Source organism: Microbacterium sp. PI-SA-G (genome assembly GCF_057215335.1).
On the sequence record NZ_CM170103.1, the window covers coordinates 244,504 to 258,951 of the forward strand.

Consider the following 14,448-nt stretch of genomic DNA (forward strand, 5'->3'; position numbering starts at 1 on the left):
CGGCGCGGGCATGCGGGGGAGGTGGGCGCGGACGGTCGCGGCGATGGCGATCATCGCCGCCGCAGCGATCTCCGCGCCCGCCGCCGCCACGGCTGCACCGGGGTCAGGACCCGGCCTGCCCGCGGCCGCTTCGGAGACAGAGCAGCCTACGGGCCCGGCGGCACAGGCGGCCGCGATCGTCGCCGAGATGACCACCGCCGAGCAGGCCGCCTCCATCGTGATGGGGCACATCGGCGGCACCGACCCCGCGGCGCTCCGCTCCTACATGCAGGCGGGTCTCGGCGGCTTCATCCTGATGGGCGGCAACATCCCCGCCACCGAGGCCGAGCTGACCGCCCTCACGGACGCAGTGACGATCGACCCGACCCTGCCGCCGCTGATCGCGGTGGACCAGGAGGGCGGCATCGTCTCCCGCCTGCCAGGAGACGTCTTCCCGGCGTCCACGACGCTCAAGGACCAGCCGCCCTCCGATGCGGCCGCGGCCTTCGCCGCGCGGGCGTCACTGGTCGCCCGCGCCGGGATCACGGTGAACTTCGGCACGGTGGCCGACATCACCGCAGATCGATCCTCGTTCATCCACGGACGCGCACTGGGCACCGACCCCGCTTCTGCGGCAGAACGCGTCGCGGCAGTCACAGGAGCGCAGGAGCGGGTGCTCGCCTCGACCCTCAAGCACTTCCCGGGGCACGGTGCCGCCCCGGGAGACTCGCACAGCGGCATCCCGAGCACTCCGATGAGTCTCGACGACTGGCGTCGCTCCGACGCGGTGCCGTTCGTGGCGGGCATCGATGCCGGTGCGTCGCTGCTCATGCTCGGACATCTGTCGTACACGGCGGTCGACGCGGCTCCGGCGACGCTGTCTCCGGCGTGGCACCGCATCATCCGCGACGAGCTCGGCTTCGAGGGCGTGACGGTGACAGACGACCTGGGAATGCTGCTGTCCTCTGGGGTGCCCGCGTACGCGGACCCGGTCGCCAATGCGGTGACGGCGGTCGCGGCGGGGAACGACCTGGTGCTCATGATCGCCGGATCGACCGCGGAGACGGCCGGGAGCATCGTCACCGGGATCACCGCTGCGGTCGACGCGGGCACGCTGCCTCCCGAGCGTCTGCAGCAAGCGGCGACGCGGGTGATGGCCCTGCGGCTCGAGCTGGCGAGCTCCACCTCGGCGTGGACGGTCTGCGACGACTGCGAACCGGCCGACTGATCAGGCGGCGTTGGATCAGGCGGCGTTCGACCGCACGGATTCGCCGCGCCAGGCCTGCAGCAGTGCGGCACGCAGGTGGGCACCGCGTTCGGCGAACCCGCGCTGCTGACGCACGTACTCCGCTTTGCCCTCGGCGGTCTCGATCGCCACCGGCACCACGTCCCACGCGCTCAGGTCGTAGGGCGCGGCCTGCATGTCGAGCAGGCGAATGTCACGCGCCAGTTCGAAGGCGTCCAACAGCAGTTCACCCGGGACGAGCGGGCCGAGCTTCGTCGCCCACTTGTACAGGTCCATGCCGGCGTGCAGGCACCCGGGCTGCTCGAAGAGGGGCTGCTCCTCGCGGGTGAGGGCTGACCGGTTGCGTGGCACCGCCTCGGGCGTGAAGAAACGGAACGCGTCGAAGTGCGTGCAGCGCAGGTCATGGTTCTCGACGACCGCGTCGGTGCCCGCCTGGCCGAGACGCAGCGGGACCGAGTGCCGGTGTTCATCGGCGCGGTACACCATGGCCCACTCGTGCAGCCCGAAGCAGCCGAACTGCCCGGGACGCGAGGCGGTGCGGCGCAGCATCCGTTCGATGAGGCCGGCGAGATCGGACTTCTCGGTGCCGAAGGCGACGGCGTCGGGGACGACGGCATCCGGCGAAGAGCCGGGGGAGTACCAGCGCCAGCCCCTGCGTTCCGGCGCCTGCTCCAGCTCGATGCCCGCGCCGGGGTGCCACCGACGCAGCTGTGCGGGCTTGTAGCTGTAGTACGAGAACAGGAAGTCCCAGACCGGATGCTTCTCGTGCCGGCCCGCACGATCGCGATGTGCGGCGGTGAGGGCATCGGCGCGCTCGTGATGCGCCTGCTCGCGAGTGAGCCAGTCGCCCCGTGTCAGTGCGGTCATCTCAGGAGAGGATGCCGACTTCACCGAGTCGATCACGCAGCCCCGCGCCGTCCTCGGCGCTCACCCACGGGGTGGCAGATGAGTGCGGCTCGTGCTCGGCGCGTCCACCGGCCATGACGGCTTCGGCGGGCAGCAGTCGTCGGATGGCGACGCCGGCCACCGCGTCGGGGTGCTCCTCCAAGAACTGCGTGTAGATCGACTCGTCGTGCTGGCCGTCGTCGCCGATCAGCAGCCACTTCACGTCAGGGAACTCGGTGGCCAGTCGGCGCAGGTTGGTGAGCTTGTGGTCCCGTCCGCTGCGGAACCAACGGTCGTGTGTGGGACCCCAGTCGGTGAGAAGCAGGGATCCGGCGGGGAACAGGTGTCGACCGAGGAAGCGTGCGAGCGTCGGCGCCACGTTCCAGGCGCCGGTCGACAGGTAGACCATCGGAGAGCCGGGGTGCTCGCGCAGCAGCTGGTCGAGCAGCACCGCCATGCCGGGCACGGGGATGCGCGCATGCTCGTCGAGCACGAACGAGTTCCACGCCGCGATGAACGGGCGGGGGAGGGCGGTGACCATCACTGTGTCGTCGACGTCGGACAACACGCCGAACCGGGTGGTCTCGGCGACGATGAACACGCGCGCCTCAACCGGCTCCTCGCCGTCGACGGACATGCGGAAGGTCTGCCAGCCGGGTTCGAGGTGAGCGGAGATGCGGGTGTCGATCACGCCGCCGCGGTCGGCGACCACGCGGTGGGTCTCGTCGCCGATGAACACGTCGACCGCGGCAAAGCTGACCGGGATCCCCATGAAGCTGCGCCATCCCCTAACGCTCGCGAGCTCGCCGTCTTTCGTGCGCCGCTGCGGCGGGACGATCAGCACTCGACCGACGACGCGCACCCAGCCGGGTCCGCCGTATCCGGGGAAGGGGACGATGGTGGCGTTGCGGCCGTGGCGGCGCGCTCGACCCTCACGCCACACGTGGAAGCGATGTTCGAGACGCGCGAACCAGTGGATTCGGGGCGCCGGGGGTGCGGAAGCCATTGCTTCAGTCTTTCACGTCGCTCTCGAGCTGTGTGTCCGGAGCGTCGAGATGACGGGATTCGAGGCGGGTGAGCAGCTTCTTGCCGAGGAAGATCAGCACCAGGAACAGCGCGATGACCCCGACGAAGATGTAGCCGGCGAAGTGCACACGGTCGACGAGCTCGCGAAAGCCGCCGGCGGCGAGAGACGTCACCGACACGTAGGCGGTGGCCCAGAGCAGACAGGCCGGGGCCGTCCACGCGAGAAAGCGTCGGTACGAGTAGTTGCTCATGCCGACGGTGAGGGGGACCAGGGAGTGGAGGACAGGCAGGAAGCGGGAGAGGAAGATGGCCACTCCGCCGCGGCGCTGCAGGTAGCGCTCCGCGCGCACCCAGTTGTGCTCGCCGATCCGGCGTCCGAGCCAGGAGTGCCGGATGCGGGGACCCAGCCAGCGTCCGAGCACGAAACCGATGCTCTCGCCGATCAGCGCCCCGACCACCACCGCGGCGACCATGGCCACGCCCTCGAGAGGAGAGGCCACTCCCATGGAGGCGATGATGACGATGGTGTCGCCGGGAACGATCAGACCGATCAGGACGCTGGTCTCGAGCAGGACCGCGAATCCGGCGATCAGAGTGCGGGTGACCGGATCGATGGACTGCACGAAGTCGAACATCCACAGCAGCAGGTCATCCACCCCTTGAGAATACGGGAGCGGAGCGGTCCTAGGCTGAGCAGGTGCCTGATCTGTTGAGCGCCCGAATGCTGCCCGCCGGGGTGGATCCCCTCGCGGTGTTCCGGATGCTCGAGACGCGCAGTTCTGAGGTGTTCTGGCTCGATGCGGGTGCGGATGCCACGGAGGGGTGGAGCGTGATCGGCACGGGGGAGACTTCGACCCTTCCCGTCGCGGTGCGCATCGATGCGCAGGCGGTGGATGACGAGCACCCCCCGTTCCGCGGTGGGTGGGTCGGCTGGCACGACTACGAGAGCGGCGCCCGAGCCGCAGGAGCGCCGGTCGCCGCGGAGCCCGACCTTCGGGCGTCGTGGATGCGGGTGACCAGGATGGTCGCGTTCGACCACGGCCGTGCCCGCGCCTGGGTGCTCGCCGACGCCGCAGAGCTCGACGACTGGGCGGACCTGGTGAGCAACGCGGCCGCTGCGTCGGCGCCCACTCTGCTGCCCGACACGCCAACCCCGCAGGCGGCGAAGGGCCGCCACTCGCCCGACGAGTACGCCGCCCTCATCGCGGACTGCCGCGCGCTGATCCGCGCCGGCATCGCCTACCAGCTGTGCCTCACCACCCGCTTCACCGTGCCCGGACGCCACGACGCCGTCGCCGCCTACCTGCGCCTGCGCGCCGCGACCCCCGCCCACCACGGCGGCTTCGTACGCATCGGCGACCGCGCGCTCCTGAGCGCCAGTCCCGAACAGTTCCTCCACGCCGCAGGCGGAGTCATCCGCACCCGCCCCATCAAGGGCACACGTCCCCGCGGAGAGACCCCCGAGGCCGATGCCGCGCTCGCCGCAGAGCTCGCCGCCGACCCGAAGGAGCGCGCCGAGAACGTCATGATCGTCGACCTGATGCGCAACGACCTCTCGCGGGTGTGCGTGCCGGGGTCCATCCGCGTCGAGGGGCTGTGGATGGTCGAGAGCTACCCCGCGGTGCATCAGCTGGTGAGCACGGTCAGCGGCACGGCCGCCGCCGGCACGACGGTCGGCGCGCTTCTCGAGGCGACCTTCCCCGCCGGCAGCATGACCGGGGCGCCGAAGCTGTCGGCCATGACCCGGCTGCACGCGCTCGAGGGGGCGCCTCGCGGCATCTACGCCGGATGCTTCGGGTACATCGGCGCAGACGGTGTGGTCGACCTCGCGATGGTCATCCGCAGCATCGTCGTCGAATCGGACCACGCGGTGGTGGGCGCGGGCGGCGGCATCACCTGGGGCTCCGATGCGAGGGCCGAAGTGGCCGAGGTCGCGACCAAGGCCCGCGCCCCGCTGGCCGCGCTCGGCGCCGTCCTGCCGGTGCTCTGGCGTTCCGATATCCTGAACTGATCCCCTTTTCCTTCAGATTGGTCGTGTGTTCGTTGTCTGAGAACCTGTCCACAACTCATGCCGAGGACGAGACGTCGTCGGCGCATGCCATCCAGGCCAAATGGCAGAAGTACTGGGCAGAGAACGAGACCTTCCTCACCGGCGGCGACGACGACACCCGCCCGCGGCGCTACGTGCTCGCGATGTTCCCGTACCCCTCCGGCGACCTGCACATGGGGCATGCCGAGAACTACCTCTACTCCGACATCGTCGCGCGCTTCTGGCGCCACCGCGGCCACAACGTCCTCAACCCCATCGGGTGGGACTCGTTCGGCCTGCCCGCCGAGAACGCCGCCATCCGCCGCGGGGCCGACCCGCGGGAGTGGACCTACTCGAACATCGCCCAGCAGAAGGACGCGTTCCGGTCGTACGGCGTCTCGTTCGACTGGAGCCGCGTGCTGCACACGTCCGACCCGGAGTACTACCGCTGGAACCAGTGGCTCTTCCTGAAGCTGCATGAGCGCGGGCTCGCGTATCGCAAGAAGAGCGCTGTCAACTGGTGCCCCAACGACCAGACCGTGCTGGCGAACGAGCAGGTCGTCGACGGCCGCTGCGAGCGGTGCGGTCACGAGGTCGTGAAGAAGAAGCTCACGCAGTGGTACTTCCGCATCACCGACTACGCCGACCGTCTGCTCGACGACCTGAACCAGCTCGAGGGGTTCTGGCCGCACAAGGTGCTCCAGATGCAGCGCAACTGGATCGGTCGCTCCATCGGCGCCGACGTCGACTTCCGCATCGAAGGTCGCGAGGAGCCGGTCACGGTGTTCTCGACGCGCCCCGACACGCTGCACGGCGCGACGTTCTTCGTCGTCGCCCCGGACTCCGACCTGGCATCCGAGCTCGCCGCCGACGCGCCTGCCGAGGTGCGCCAGCGCTTCCAGGACTACCTGACGCAGGTGCAGAAGGAATCCGACATCGACCGGCAGTCCACCGACCGCCCGAAGACCGGCATCTTCCTGGAGCGCTACGCGATCAACCCGGTCAACGGCGAGAAGCTGCCGGTCTGGGCGGCCGACTACGTGCTCGCCGACTACGGTCACGGCGCGGTCATGGCTGTGCCCGCTCACGACCAGCGCGACCTCGACTTCGCGCGCGCCTTCGACCTGCCGGTCAAGGTCGTCGTCGACACCACCGCGCCCATCACCGGCGCGATGCCCGTGATCGAGGTCGATGAGGACGGTGTGCCGATCGATCCCGACGGCGCGCTCGACGAGCAGAACCCGGCATCCACCGGCGTCGCCCTCACGGGCGAGGGTCGCATGATCAACTCGGGTGATCTGAACGGGCTGTCCAAGCGCAATGCCATCGCCCGCGCAATCGCTCAGCTCGAGGCATCCGGTACCGGGCGCGCCGCGAAGAACTACCGTCTGCGTGACTGGCTGATCTCGCGCCAGCGCTTCTGGGGCACGCCGATCCCGATGTTGCACGCCGAGGACGGCCGGATCATCCCGGTCCCCGAGGACCAGCTGCCGGTGAAGCTGCCGAGTGTCGAGGGACTCGACCTGGCTCCCAAGGGCACGTCGCCGCTGGGCGGTGCCGAGAGCTGGGTGCGCACGACCGACCCGGCATCGGGCGACCCGGTGCTGCGCGACCCCGACACGATGGACACGTTCGTCGACAGCTCGTGGTACTTCCTGCGGTTCCTGTCGCCGAACAGCGACACGGTCGCCTTCGAGCCCGCTCAGGCCGATCGCTGGGCTCCGGTGGATTCGTACATCGGCGGCGTCGAGCACGCCATCCTGCACCTGCTGTATGCGCGCTTCATCACCAAGGTGCTCTTCGACATGGGGCTGATCGACTTCACCGAGCCGTTCTCCAACCTCATCAACCAGGGCATGGTCATCCTCAACGGCACGAAGATGTCGAAGAGCAAGGGCAACCTCGTGCTGTTCGAAGAAGAGCTGAGCGCACACGGCGCTGACGCGCTGCGTGTCGGCCTCGCCTTCGCGGGCCCCGTCGAGGACGACAAGGACTGGGCCGATGTGTCGACGACGGGCGCGCAGAAGTTCCTCGCCCGCGCGCTGCGCATCGCGAACGAGGTCTCCAGCACGGTCGATGTGATCTTCGACGGTGGCAATGCCGCGCTCCGGCGCGCCACGCACAAGCTGCTCGCCGAGGCTCCGGCACTGGTCGAGCAGACCAAGTTCAACGTGCTCGTCGCCCGCCTGATGGAACTGGTGAACCTCACTCGCAAGACGATCGACGGCCCCGCCGGTGCCGCTGACCCCGCTGTGCGCGAGGCCGCCGAGACCGTCGCTGTCATGCTCGACCTGATCGCCCCGCACACGGCGGAGGAGATGTGGGAGATCCTCGGTCACGAGCCCTCCGTCGGTCTCGTCACCTGGCGCTCCGCGAACCCAGCACTGCTGGTCGAGGACTCGGTCACCGCGGTCGTGCAGATCGGCGGCAAGGTGCGCGCGCAGCTCGAGGTGCCGGCCCGCATCGGCGAGGCCGAGCTCGAAGCACTCGCGCGGGCTGACGAGCGCGTCATCCGCGCCATCGGCGACAAGGAGATCGTGAAGGTCATCGTTCGAGCGCCGAAGATTGTCAGCTTCGTCGTCAAGGGCTGACGCGACTGAGTGCACGAGGCGGTCGAACCGGTGTGATCCGGGTCGACCGCCTCGTCGGCATCTTCAGGAGGCGCCGGGGGTGAGGAGACCGCTCTCGTAGGCCAGGATCACGAGCTGTGCCCGATCATGGGCGTGCAGCTTTGACATGATGCGGTTGACGTGTGTCTTGGCGGTGAGCGGCGAGATGAAGAGGTCGTCCGCGATGCCCTGGTTCGATCGGCCGCGGGCGACCAGCAGCAGCACCTCGCTCTCGCGGTCGGTCAGCTGGTCGAGTCCGTCCGGGAGAGGCAGCACGGGGCGCGGTGACGCCTGCGGGGTGAGGACGTACTTCGTGATGAGGTTGCGGGTCGCGGTGGGCGACAGAAGTGCGTCACCGGCGTGCACGGCGCGGATCGCGTGCACGATCTCGTCGGGTTCCGCTCCCTTGCCGATGAAGCCGCTCGCGCCCGCGCGCAGCGCCGCCACGAGGTACTCGTCTTCCTCGAAGGTGGTGAGAATTAGCACGCGGGTGTCGCCGAGCGCCGGGTCGGCGCAGATCTCCGCCGTGGCGCCGATCCCGTCGAGATCCGGCATCCGGATGTCCATGATCACGACGTCGGGATGCAGCTCTCGCGCCGCTGTCACTGCCGCACGGCCGTCACGCGCCTCGCCGACCACCTCGATGCCCGGCTGCCCGGTGAGGATGTCGGTGACGGCCTGGCGGATGAGCGATTGGTCGTCGACGATGAGCACGGTGGTCACGGGGCCACCTCCTTCGTGAGCGGGAGAGTGACGTCGAGACGATAGCCGCTCGGGGTGATCCCCGCTGTGACGGTGCCCCGCACCGAGGCGACCCGCTCGCGCAGGCCGATCAGGCCGTGGCCGCCTGTCCCCGGGTTCCCGCTGCGCGGCTCTGCGGGGAGCGGGTTCGTGACGACGATCGACGCGAGATCGTCGGCCACGGTGATCAGCACGTGCGCCTGATGGTCGGCGCCGTGCTTGTGCGCATTCGTGAGGGCTTCGTGCACGACACGATAGGCGACCAGAGCCGGCACACCGGTGATGGCCGCAGCGTCGCCCTCGGAGCGCACGGTCGTGGTGAGCCCGGTGTCGCGGAAGTGCTGGACCAGGTCGTCGAGATGATCGAGGCCGAGTTGCGGCGAAGACGACTGCTCGCCGGGGGCATCGTCGCGACGAAGCACCTCGAGCAGATCGCCGATCTCGCCCAGCACCGTGCGGGAGGCACTGCGGATCGACGCCAACGCCTCACGCGCCTTCTCCGGCCGATCCTCGAACGCCGAGGTCGCGACGCCGGCGTTCAGGCTGATCACGGCGATCTGGTGGGCGACGGTGTCGTGCAGGTCGCGGGCGATGCGCAGGCGCTCCTCGGTCACGCGCCGCCGCGCCTCGGACTCGCGCGTCTGCTCCGCGCGCTCGGCTCGTTCGGTCACCGCCTCGATGTACTCGCGGCGCGACCGAGTGGCATCACCCGCGGCCGCTGCGAAGGCCACCATGACGACGAACTGGAACACGCGGGGGTCGAAGACGCCGCCGAGCGCCGCGAACAGGCTGAGCAGTCCCACCGCCACCACTGCGCAGAGCGTGACGATCACGCCCTCGCGGCGCGGCAGCCGATTGGTCACGCCGAACATCGCGATGGCCGACGCGATGATGATGCCGGGCGACAGGGTGCCGATCAGTGCGGCGATGCCGTAGAGGGCGATCACCACCGCGAGGATCAGGACGGGCCGACGTCGGCGCAACGGCAGCAGCACCGCAGGAGCCAGCATCACGGCGAGCACCAGCGGGTTCTCGGGCAGACGCTCATGACCGGGGAAGGGGATGAACGGGATGATGACGATGATCGCCGCCGCGATCAGATCGCCCACCCAGGCCGGCGGCGGGGGGAGCGCATGCACGCGCGCGCTCGTGCGCTCAGGGGCCGACATTCCCCCATTCTGACGCGTGACCGCGCCGCTCGCGTCCACCCGGCGCAGTCCGCGGGATACCGCGGTCGCAGTACCGCGATCACCGCCGGCGGTGGACGCGCGGATCGCGCCGCTCGGGGATCGTGGAACGTGGCAGCCCGGATGCACCGGACACCACGGAGGAGAGCCATGACCACGCCCATCATCTCGGTTCGGGATGTGCACAAGTCCTACGGCAAGGGCCAGAACCGCTTCGACGCGTTGAAGGGCGTGAGTCTCGACATCCGTGAGGGCGAGAGCCTCGCGATCGTCGGCAAGAGCGGCTCGGGAAAGTCGACCCTCATGCACGTGCTGGCACTGCTTGACGCACCGACCTCCGGCACCGTCGAACTGGAGGGCGTCGACACGCGCACGCTCAAGGGGGCGCGGCTGAATCGCACCCGCAACCGCACGTTCGGGTTCGTCTTCCAGCAGTTCTTCCTCACCGCGGGGACGACGGTGCTCGAGAACGTGATCCTGCCGTTGAAGATCGCCGGGGTCGGCGGTGCCGAGCGGCGTCGCCGCGGGATGGCCGCTCTGCAGCAGCTCGAGCTCGACGACAAAGCCCGGAACAAGGCGGTCGACCTCTCGGGCGGGCAGAAGCAGCGCACCGTGATCGCCCGCGCCCTGGTCAACAATCCGCGGATCATCTTCGCGGACGAGCCGACGGGCAACCTCGACACCCAGACCGGTAGCGTCGTGGAGGACATTCTGTTCGCCCTCAACCGGGAGAACGGCATCACGCTGATCGTGGTGACGCACGACGAGGAGCTCGCGGAGCGCTGCGATCGTCGCATCCTCATCCGAGACGGACAGCTGATCGAGGACTCCGCGGCGGTGGCGGCATGAAGACCACGGACCTGATCGCCTCTGCGATCGCCAACACCTTCCGCTCCAAGACGCGCACTCTGCTGACCATCCTCGCGATCTTCGTCGGAGCGTTCACCCTGACCCTCACCAATGGGCTCGGCACGGGCATCAACGCCTACATCGACGACACGGTCAGCGGCGTCGGCGCTTCGGACGTGATGACCGTCACCGCGACGCCGGAGGAGGCCACCGGGAGCGGTGCGGAAGATTCTGGACCGGCCGCATACGACCCCGACGCGGTCGCGAGCGCAGGACTCGGAGCACCCGGACAGACGGTCGTCGCCCTCACCCCCATCGATCTCGACACGCTCGCCGGGATCGACGGCGTGCGTGAGGTGCAGGCGACGAAGTCGCTCTCGCCGGACTACATCCAGGCGGGGGACGGCGCGAAGTTCGTTGTCAGCGCGGGCAGCCTGGTCGAGGGGCAGACGGTGCAGCTGTCTGCCGGCGCCGCGCCTGACGACGCCTCGAGCGAGCTGCAGCTCGTGCTGCCCGTGTCGTACGTCGAGCCGCTCGGTTTCGCTGACGACGCGTCGGCCGTGGGGGAGCGCGTCATGGTCGGCATCACCGACGCACAGCGCGTGCAGCACGTGGTCGAGGCCACGATCGTCGGTGTGGCCGAGGAAGGACTGGCTGCGCCCACCGGCGCGAGCATCGTGCCAAACGCGGCGTTGACCGACGAGCTGTTCCAGACGCAGAACATCGGTGTGCCGGCAGACCAGGTGGAGCGATACGCGCAGGCGAGCGTGCGCTTCGACCCGGACGCGACGGAAGACGACGTCTCTGCGCTGAAGAATCGCCTCGCCGACGCCGGCTACACCGGCACCACCGTCGCCGATCAGCTCGGCGCGTTCACCGCTGTCGTCGACGGCATCGTGCTGGTGCTCAACGCCTTCGCGATCATCGCCCTGCTGGCGGCGAGCTTCGGCATCGTCAACACCCTGCTCATGAGCGTGCAGGAGCGCACTCGAGAGATCGGTCTGATGAAGGCGATGGGCATGGGCAGCGGGCGGGTGTTCAGCCTGTTCAGTCTCGAAGCAGCGTTCATCGGATTCCTCGGCAGTGCGATCGGCGCGCTGCTGGCGATCGTCGCCGGCACAGTGTTGAGCGGCTCGCTGTCGGGTACGTTGCTCGCCGATCTGCCGGGACTCACCCTGATCGCGTTCGATCCGGCCTCGATCGCCCTCGTGATCGTCGTGGTCATGGTGATCGCGTTCCTGGCGGGCACGCTGCCCGCCGCACGCGCTGCGAAGGCAGACCCGGTGGAGTCGCTCCGGTACGAGTGACCGCGAGGAATCCGGGGACCGTGACCGTGTCTGCACGATCACGGTCCCCGCGGTGTTTCTCCACCGGTGCTGTCTGAGGGGCCGAGCCGGAGGATGCCGCGGGCTTAGCGTGGCGGGATGCCGCCTGACCCGCCTTCGACACCCACCGACGCGGTGGCGCCGGCGCGTCCGCGTCGACTGTCGTTAAGCATCGGGGCCGCGGTCGTCCTCGCGCTCGTCGTCCTCTCGGCAGCCGTCGGGCTCGGGATCATGCGGGGTCAGGCCGCACCTACCGAAACCGTCCCTCTGCCGGACGGCGGATCATCGGCGGCCCCGGCCGGGGAGCTCTACGTGCACGTGCTCGGTGCCGTCGAGCATCCGGGTCTCTACGTGCTCGATCTCGACGCGCGTCTGGTCGATGCTCTGGCGGCTGCGGGCGGAACGACCGACGATGCCGATCTGGCATCGGTGAACCTCGCCAGGCTCCTTGCCGACGGGGAGCAGGTGGTCGTGCCGGTCCTGGGGGCCGTGCAGAACCAACCCGGCGCGGCCGCCCCGGCCGATGATCTGATCGACCTGAACTCGGCCGATCAGGCGGCGCTCGAGTCCCTGCCTCGCGTCGGTCCGGCACTCGCCGAGCGGATCATCGCCTGGCGGGAAGAGAATGGCCGGTTCCAGTCGGTCGACGATCTGCTCGCGGTGCCCGGCATCGGAGAGAAGTTGCTCGAAGCGATCCGAGACGGAGCGCGCGTGTGATGCGTCGGCTCCATCCGGAGGCGCGACCGGCCGTGGGGATCAGGACCGGTCGTGCAGCGTGATCTGGTAGCCGTCAGGGTCAGCGAATGTGAATGTGCGTCCGAACGGGCCGTCGATCGGAGCGGACGTGATACGCACGCCATCGGCGACGAGCGCATCGTGGATGGCCTGCGCATCCGGCGCGTGCAGCCACACCCCGACACCCAGACCGAGTTGGGAGACCGAGTCGAGGTCGACACCGGGTGCCGCGTCGCGCACGGCGAACGCTGCAGGGGTGGTGTCGAACACGACTGCATGGGGAGGGCCGGCCTGGCGAGAGAAGCCGAGGTGCTTCTCGTAGAAGGCGGCGGAGGCGACGAGGTCGCGTACCTGCAGAGAGATGAATCCGGGACCGAACGCTTCGGGCATGACGCTCCATAAGAAGTCGAGTGTGTGTCAGTTTTCTGACACTGCGACTATATGTCAGAATACTGACATGAGTCAACCTGACCCGGTGATCCACCTCGACACCTCCCTCGGTTACCTCCTCAAAGAGGCGGCGAGTGCGCTTCGCGTGTCGATGGAGGCTGTCCTGCGCCCGCTCGGAATGACGATCACCCAGTACTCCTGTATGGAGTTGCTCGCTCAACGACCCGGCCTCTCGAACTCCGAGCTCGCGCGGGGCGCGTTTGTGACGCGTCAGTCGATGAACGTGCTGCTGCAGGCCCTCGAAGAAGAGGGCGTCGTCGTGCGCTCCGCGACCCCGGTCTCCGGCCGCGTGCTTCCGACGGAGCTGACCGCGAAGGGGCGCGAGAGGCTCGCGCTGGCGAGTTCCGCGGTGCGCGGCGTCGAGGATCGTATGGTGTCGACTCTCGCCGACGACGAGCGGGCACGCTTCGGCGAGACGCTCACACGATGCGTGCGATCACTGCAGAGCGAAGGTGCCGTGGACCAAGCTTGAGTCGCGCAGTCGGATGCTGCGAACAGGCGCCCCTCTCGAGTGTCGGTTCCCCAACCGGGCTCTCGAGAGGGCGCTACCACCGGGGGAGTGTGGTGTCCTGCTCACTGCGATGGATCAGCGCCCCAGACGCTTCTCCGATGTGGCCCCAGCCACTTGAGAAAGACTATCCGGAGATGCCCTTGTCCCCCAAATGGGGGACAGGCTATTTCGCTGGGAGTTTACCGGGAAATGTATCCGCGTGCATGTATCAGTCACCCGCGCTGGGTGGCAGTGCGTCGGTGTCAGCGCGAACCGTGACGGTATCCAGCCGTGTATCGAGGTGCAGACGGCGGAAGATCGGAAGCTCGGCAGCGATGATGAGCGAGTCAGGGTAGAGCCGACCGCCCCAGGCGAGCCGTCCTTCGGCATCCCACGCAAAGTCGGGAAGGCGCTGCTCCGTTGCCAAGTCGCTGCCCGTCAGACCGGTCTCGAAGTAGTCCTCGCCGAAGATGCGGGTGCGTGGGGCTGAGAAACTGTCTCCGTAGCCGATCCACCGCAGGCCCCGGAGCGGTAGAGCGCCTATCGCCGTTCGCAGACCCGCGCTGGTGTCGGCATCCACCTCGCCCATGCTGGACACGAGCCGTCGAACCGAGGGGTCTGCGTCCGCCACTGCGGCCGTCGCCTCGAACCAGTCGACGGATGCCGAACCCTGCTGAAGATCGACGAGATCCGACCACCGGACGATATCCGAACCGGCTCCTTGATCCGGGTCTCGGAAGGGGAGGAACGGCCTCAGCATCGGAAGGTGCCGATGTGATGCGCGAATGAAGTCGCGCGCGTGGCGGTACCAGCCCGTCGACGCCCACTGCTCGGTCTCACCGCTCATATGGTCAGCGTATCCATCAGCATGTGCGGGCTCGTGATGACGCCGTCGAT

14 protein-coding genes are annotated in these 14,448 nt (G+C 68.7%); 7 read left to right on the forward strand and 7 right to left on the reverse strand.

Translation table 11 applies throughout. From position 1 onward, the window contains the following. Window positions 1-43: 43 nt before the first annotated feature. A complete protein-coding gene (locus tag AC2D10_RS01275; protein ID WP_484709974.1) occupies window positions 44-1,207 on the forward strand; it encodes a glycoside hydrolase family 3 N-terminal domain-containing protein in 1,164 nt (387 codons plus the stop codon). A gap of 15 nt (window positions 1,208-1,222) precedes the next feature. Here AC2D10_RS01275 and AC2D10_RS01280 read toward each other — a convergent pair whose 3' ends face one another. Genes AC2D10_RS01280 through AC2D10_RS01290 form a run of 3 tightly spaced genes read right to left on the reverse strand, consistent with a single transcriptional unit; the run spans window position 1,223 to window position 3,792 of the window. Next, window positions 1,223-2,092, reverse strand: a complete 870-nt coding sequence (locus AC2D10_RS01280; RefSeq protein ID WP_484709975.1) for a 3-methyladenine DNA glycosylase — start codon at window positions 2,090-2,092, stop codon at window positions 1,223-1,225. A gap of 1 nt (window position 2,093) precedes the next feature. Next, entirely contained in the window at window positions 2,094-3,116 is a 1,023-nt protein-coding gene (locus AC2D10_RS01285) for an App1 family protein phosphatidate phosphatase (RefSeq protein ID WP_484709976.1), read from the reverse strand. A gap of 4 nt (window positions 3,117-3,120) precedes the next feature. Continuing rightward, window positions 3,121-3,792, reverse strand: a complete 672-nt coding sequence (locus tag AC2D10_RS01290) for a DedA family protein (RefSeq protein ID WP_484709977.1) — start codon at window positions 3,790-3,792, stop codon at window positions 3,121-3,123. Between the two features lie 41 nt (window positions 3,793-3,833). Between AC2D10_RS01290 and AC2D10_RS01295 the strand changes: the two genes are divergently transcribed. Together AC2D10_RS01295 and leuS are read left to right on the forward strand one after the other, a co-directional pair. After that, window positions 3,834-5,147, forward strand: a complete 1,314-nt coding sequence (locus AC2D10_RS01295; RefSeq protein WP_484709978.1) for an anthranilate synthase component I family protein — start codon at window positions 3,834-3,836, stop codon at window positions 5,145-5,147. 23 nt (window positions 5,148-5,170) lie between these two features. Then, window positions 5,171-7,756 carry a leucine--tRNA ligase gene (gene leuS / locus AC2D10_RS01300; RefSeq protein ID WP_484709979.1) on the forward strand — a complete coding sequence of 862 codons (2,586 nt, stop codon included), beginning with the start codon at window positions 5,171-5,173 and terminating at the stop codon, window positions 7,754-7,756. Between the two features lie 63 nt (window positions 7,757-7,819). On the opposite strand, the gene AC2D10_RS01305 is transcribed toward leuS, so the two are convergent. Then, complete coding sequence (locus AC2D10_RS01305; RefSeq protein ID WP_484709980.1) at window positions 7,820-8,497, reverse strand: response regulator transcription factor; 678 nt, start codon at window positions 8,495-8,497, stop codon at window positions 7,820-7,822. Further along, on the reverse strand, window positions 8,494-9,684 hold the full coding sequence (locus AC2D10_RS01310; RefSeq protein WP_484709981.1) for a sensor histidine kinase: 1,191 nt from the start codon (window positions 9,682-9,684) through the stop codon (window positions 8,494-8,496). Before AC2D10_RS01310 ends, AC2D10_RS01305 begins: the two co-directional genes overlap by 4 nt. Window positions 9,685-9,852: 168 nt before the next feature. Between AC2D10_RS01310 and AC2D10_RS01315 the strand changes: the two genes are divergently transcribed. The 3 genes from AC2D10_RS01315 (at window position 9,853) to AC2D10_RS01325 (ending at window position 12,593) form a co-directional block, all read left to right on the forward strand. Further along, complete coding sequence (locus AC2D10_RS01315; RefSeq protein ID WP_484709982.1) at window positions 9,853-10,551, forward strand: ABC transporter ATP-binding protein; 699 nt, start codon at window positions 9,853-9,855, stop codon at window positions 10,549-10,551. Beyond that, window positions 10,548-11,858: an ABC transporter permease gene (locus tag AC2D10_RS01320; protein ID WP_484709983.1), complete on the forward strand. Its 1,311-nt coding sequence runs from the start codon at window positions 10,548-10,550 to the stop codon at window positions 11,856-11,858. The genes AC2D10_RS01315 and AC2D10_RS01320 overlap by 4 nt, the downstream gene beginning before the upstream one ends. A gap of 117 nt (window positions 11,859-11,975) precedes the next feature. Then, window positions 11,976-12,593 (forward strand): helix-hairpin-helix domain-containing protein, encoded by a 618-nt coding sequence (locus AC2D10_RS01325; protein WP_484709984.1) that lies wholly within the window; start codon window positions 11,976-11,978, stop codon window positions 12,591-12,593. A gap of 39 nt (window positions 12,594-12,632) precedes the next feature. On the opposite strand, the gene AC2D10_RS01330 is transcribed toward AC2D10_RS01325, so the two are convergent. After that, window positions 12,633-13,001: a VOC family protein gene (locus AC2D10_RS01330; RefSeq protein WP_484709985.1), complete on the reverse strand. Its 369-nt coding sequence runs from the start codon at window positions 12,999-13,001 to the stop codon at window positions 12,633-12,635. Between the two features lie 67 nt (window positions 13,002-13,068). On the opposite strand from AC2D10_RS01330, the gene AC2D10_RS01335 reads away from it, so the two are divergent. Beyond that, on the forward strand, window positions 13,069-13,533 hold the full coding sequence (locus tag AC2D10_RS01335) for a MarR family winged helix-turn-helix transcriptional regulator (protein WP_484709986.1): 465 nt from the start codon (window positions 13,069-13,071) through the stop codon (window positions 13,531-13,533). A 247-nt stretch (window positions 13,534-13,780) separates the two neighbouring features. Here AC2D10_RS01335 and AC2D10_RS01340 read toward each other — a convergent pair whose 3' ends face one another. Beyond that, a complete protein-coding gene (locus AC2D10_RS01340) occupies window positions 13,781-14,398 on the reverse strand; it encodes a hypothetical protein (RefSeq protein WP_484709987.1) in 618 nt (205 codons plus the stop codon). Between the last annotated feature and the right edge of the window lie 50 nt (window positions 14,399-14,448).